This window comes from Thermoflexus sp., assembly GCF_040289485.1.
In the GTDB taxonomy this organism is placed as follows: Bacteria; Chloroflexota; Anaerolineae; order Thermoflexales; family Thermoflexaceae; genus Thermoflexus.
This window is the reverse complement of the sequence record NZ_PSLG01000054.1, coordinates 9,821-14,575: the sequence shown is the minus strand read 5'-3', so window position 1 is coordinate 14,575 and position 4,755 is coordinate 9,821. Positions and strand designations below refer to the sequence as shown.

The following is a 4,755-nucleotide window of genomic DNA, read 5'->3' as shown; positions in this document are numbered from 1 at the left end:
GGATCCACGACGGGGAGGCGGAGCTGCGGGACGCCGCCCACCTGTGGGGCCGCACCACCGGGGAGGTCGAGGAGATCCTTTACGAGGAATTGGGGGACGACCAGATCGAGGTCGCCCAGATCGGCCCGGCGGGCGAGCGACGGGTCCGCTTCGCCGCCATCATCCACATGGCCAACCGGGCCCACGGCCGCACCGGGATGGGGGCGGTGATGGGCTCCAAGAACCTGAAAGCCATCGCCGTCCGGGGCCGCCACAAGGTGGCGGTGGCCGATCCGAAGGCCCTGGCCGCCCTGGCCCAATGGGACGCCCGCCCCATCGAGAGCAACCCCGACGTCCAGGGCCTGGCCCTCTACGGGACCGCCAGCGTGGTGGCCTGGCAGCAGATGGCGGGCACCCTCCCCACCCGCAACTACACCGCCGGGCAGTTCGAGGGCTTCGAGCGGATCACCGGCGAGCGGATGGCCGAGACCATCCTGAAGGACCGCGACACCTGTTACGCATGCGTCGTCCGCTGCAAGCGGGTGGTGGAGGCGGAGTGGAACGGGCGCCGGGTGGATCCCCGCTACGGGGGGCCGGAATATGAGACCATCGCCACCTTCGGCTCCTACTGCGGCATCGACGACCTGGAGGCCATCGCCCTGGCCAACCAGTTATGTAACCAGTATGGCGTGGACACCATCTCTTGCGGGGCCACCATCGCGTGGGCCATGGAATGCTTCGAGAACGGCGTCCTCACTGAAGCCGAGATCGGCTTCCCGCTGCGCTTCGGCGACGCCGCGGCGATGCTGCGCCTGCTGGAGATGATCCTGCGGCGGGAGGGGATCGGGGATGTGCTGGCCGAGGGCTCGGCCCGCGCCGCCGACCGCCTCGGGAAGGGCCACGAGTTCCTCATCACGGTGAAAGGCCAGGAGGCGCCGGCCCACATGCCCCAGGCCAAGCGCTCCCTGGGCCTGATCTACGCCGTCAACCCCTTCGGCGCCGACCATCAGTCCAGCGAGCACGACCCGATGTATGAAGAGGGGGCCTCGGACCTCTACCTCAGTCGTTTGGCCCGGCTGGGCCTCACCGACCCGCGGCCGCCCTACAGCCTCGATGCGGAGAAGATCCGCGGAGCGGCTGCGAGCCCTGGGCCTCGGCTGGCTGCTGGAGGGCTGACCATGCCGTTCTCGGAGCGGGGCCGATGCCGGTGATGGACCACGTGGCTTACCTCGCGGGGACCCTGGGGCCCCGCGGCAGCACCACGGCCCAGGAGCGAGCGGCGGCGGAATACGCCGCCCGCGTCTTCCAGGACCTGGGGCTGGAGCCCCGGGTGGAGCGGTTCCGCAGCGCCACCTCCGCGTGGCGCCCCTTCGCCGTCGCCACCGGGGGGATGCTGCTGATGCTCCCGCTCTTCTTCCTCGGCGGGCCGGCCGGGCGCTGGCTCGCCGCCCTGGGGGTCTTCTTCCTGGTGGCCTGCACCGCCCTGGAACTCACCTTCACCCCCAACCCGCTGCGCCTGCTGGTCCCAAAGGGCTGGAGCCAGAACGTCTACGCGGTCCTGCCGCCGGCCGGCCCGGCCCGGCGGCGGGTGATCCTGTGCGGCCATCTGGATACCCACCGCACGCCCTGGGCGTTCTCCTCCCTGCAGGCGCTGAGGATCTACCGGGCCTTGGTGACCTGGGGGCTCCCTGGGGCCGTCGGGATGGGGCTGCTGTTCCTGCTCGGCGCCGTCACCGGGAACCTGGCCTGGGGCGGCCCGGCGGCCCTCCCAGCCCTCCTGCTCGCCGCCGTCTTCGCCATGGCGGTCCAGGCGGATCTCACCCCCTACACACCGGGAGCCAACGACAACGCCACGGGTGCCGGCCTGGTGCTGGCCCTGGCGGAACGGCTCCGTCGGGAGCCCCTGGAACAGACCGAGGTGTGGGCCCTGTGCACCGGCTGCGAGGAGGTCGGTGCCTATGGAGCGGCGGACTTCGTCCGTCGCCACGCCGACCTGGGCCGCCCCTTCTTCATCGTCCTGGACACGGTGGGGGGGCCCGGGAGCGGCCCCTGTTTTCTGGTCCAGGAGACGATGCTGGTGCCCTTCCGGAGCGATCCGGCCCTGCTGGCCCTGGCGGAGCGGGTCGCCCGGGAGCGGCCCGAACTGGGCGCCTATCGCTGGCCGAACTTCCGGGGCGCGTATACGGACGGGGCACCGGCCGCGCGAGCCGGCTGGCGGGTTCTCTCCCTGGTGAACCTTCGGCCGGACGGGGTGCTCCCCCACTGGCACCAGCCCTCGGACGTCCTGGAGAACCTGGACCCGGACGTCCTGGCCCGGACCGAGGCCTTCGTATGGGCCCTGCTGGCCGCCATCGACCGGGCGCCGGACCGGTGAGAGGGCCTGGCGATGGGGGCAGGAGGCGTTTCTGGGGTGCGGCGGTGGGGGCTGGGGCTCCTCCTCCTGGCTGCTTGCGCCCCCGTGGCGTTCTCGGCCGCCGGGGCCGTGACCTCGCCCGCACGAACCCTTTCTCCGACCCCACGACCCTCGCCTACGCCGGCCCCGGCGACCGAACGGGTCCGCTTCGCGGTGATCGGGGACTACGGACAGGCGGGTCCGGCGGCGGCGGCGGTGGCAGCGCTGGTGCGGGGCTGGGCGCCGGATTTCATCGTCACCACCGGCGACAACAACTACCCCCGCGGCGAGGCGGCGACCATCGACGGGAACATCGGCCCGTATTACCACGGGTTCATCGCGCCCTATCGGGGGCGCTACGGGCCGGGGGCCGACCGCAACCGCTTTTTCCCAGCCCTGGGGAACCACGACTGGGAGAGCCCCGGCGCCCGCCCCTTCCGGGATTACTTCACCCTGCCCGGGAACGAGCGGTATTACGACGTGCGCTGGGGGCCGGTCCACCTGTTCATCCTGGATAGCGATCCGCGGGAGCCCGATGGGATCACCGCGGACTCGCGACAGGCCCGGTGGCTGCGGGAGCGCCTGCAGGCCTCCGACGCCCCGTGGCGGCTGGTGGTCCTCCATCACCCGCCTTACTCCTCCGGCCTTCACGGCTCCACCCCGGCCCTGCAGTGGCCCTTCGCCCGCTGGGGGGCCCACGCCGTCCTGGCCGGCCACGACCACAGTTATGAGCGCATCGAGCGGGATGGGATCGTCTACTTCGTCAACGGCCTGGGGGGCCATCCGGCCCGTTACCCGTTCCGCACCCCGGTCCCCGGCAGCCAGGTCCGCTACTGGGCCCGGCACGGGGCCCTGTGGGTCGAGGCCGACGCCACGACCCTGGTTTTCCGGTTCATCACGGTGGACGGGAAGGAGATCGACCGCCGCGTCCTCACCCAGGCGGCCCGGAACGCCCGGGCGCTGCCCCCGGGAGGGGACTTCGTTGACGAACCTCCCCCGCTCCGGTAAACTGGAAGCGCCCGAAGGGGAGTAGCGACCGGGCTGAAGGCCCGGTGGCGGGGCCGTCAGCACGGGAGCGGCGCTCTGGCGCCCTTCCCGGTCCCGCCGGCCCGGATCCGGGCTTGCGAGACCTTCCGCCGATGCCCAGGGCGAGGGACCACCCCGCCCGGCCGGACATCCGCGGAAGGTCTTTTTGTTTCCTGAACACCCAAGCGTGCCGGGAGGTTCTGGATGGCCCAGACGGGAGGGATGCTTTCTCAGCCGTGGCATGTCCTTTCCATCGCGGAGGTCCTCGCCGCCCTGGAGGCGGATCCCCGCGGGCTCTCCCCCGCAGAGGCCGCCCGGCGTCGCCGGGTCTACGGGCCCAACGAACTGGAGGCCGCCCGCCGGATCTCGCCGTGGGCGATCCTCCTGGCCCAGTTCCGGAACGTGCTGGTGCTCATCCTCCTGGCGGCCACCGCCCTCTCGATTGTCCTGGGGCACGGGACGGAGGCGGTGGTCATTATCGTCATCGTCCTCTTCGCCGTGCTGCTGGGCTTCCTCCAGGAATACCGCGCCGAGCGGGCCCTGGAGGCCCTGCGCCGGCTCGCCGCCCCCACCGCCACCGTCCTCCGGGAGGGGGAACCCCAGGAAGTCCCCGCCCGGGAACTGGTCCCCGGCGATGTGGTGGTCCTGCACACCGGCGATCGGGTGCCAGCCGACCTCCGGCTCCTCGAGGCTGTCCACCTCCGGATCGACGAGGCGGTCCTGACCGGGGAGTCGGTCCCGGTGGAGAAGCACACGGACCCCATCCCCGTGCCGGAGATCCCCCTGGGGGACCGGCGGAACATGGCCTACGCGGGGACGGTGGTGACCTACGGGCGGGGGAAAGGGATCGTGGTGGCCACCGGGATGCGCACCGAGTTCGGGCGCATCGCCGGGATGCTGCAGACCATCGAGACGGGGCGGACGCCGCTGCAGGAGAATCTGGATCGGGTGGGCCACGCCCTGGCCCGCGCCGCCCTGGGGGTGGTGGCCCTCATCGTGGCCCTGGGCCTAATCCGGGGCCAACCGTGGCTGGAGATGCTCCTGTTCGGCCTGGCCCTGGCCGTGGCGGTGGTGCCCGAGGCCCTGCCGGCGGTGGTCACCATCTCCCTGGCCCTGGGGGTGCAGCGCATGGTGCGGCGCAACGCCCTGGTGCGCCGCCTCCCCGCCGTGGAGACCCTGGGCAGCACCACGGTCATCGGCACGGACAAGACAGGCACCCTGACCAAGAACGAGATGACGGTGCGGAGGATCTTCCTATGCGGACAGACCTGGGAAGTCACGGGGGCCGGCTACGCGCCGGAGGGCGCGTTCCTCCTGGCGGGCGTCCCGACGCCGCCCTCGGAGCCGCTGCGGCGGTT

General features: G+C 72.1%; 4 protein-coding genes. All 4 read left to right on the top strand.

The features are described 5' to 3' along the window. A partial coding sequence (locus C4313_RS09120) for an aldehyde ferredoxin oxidoreductase family protein (RefSeq protein ID WP_352429552.1) occupies positions 1-1,190 on the top strand: 1,190 nt, incomplete at its 5' end. Then, positions 1,181-2,353 carry a M28 family metallopeptidase gene (locus tag C4313_RS09115; protein ID WP_352429551.1) on the top strand — a complete coding sequence of 391 codons (1,173 nt, stop codon included), beginning with the start codon at positions 1,181-1,183 and terminating at the stop codon, positions 2,351-2,353. The genes C4313_RS09120 and C4313_RS09115, both read left to right, overlap by 10 nt. A gap of 36 nt (positions 2,354-2,389) precedes the next feature. Beyond that, complete coding sequence (locus tag C4313_RS09110; protein WP_352429550.1) at positions 2,390-3,379, top strand: metallophosphoesterase family protein; 990 nt, start codon at positions 2,390-2,392, stop codon at positions 3,377-3,379. Positions 3,380-3,601: 222 nt separating this feature from the next. Further along, the coding region (locus C4313_RS09105) for a cation-translocating P-type ATPase (RefSeq protein ID WP_352429549.1) at positions 3,602-4,755 on the top strand (1,154 nt) is incomplete at its 3' end.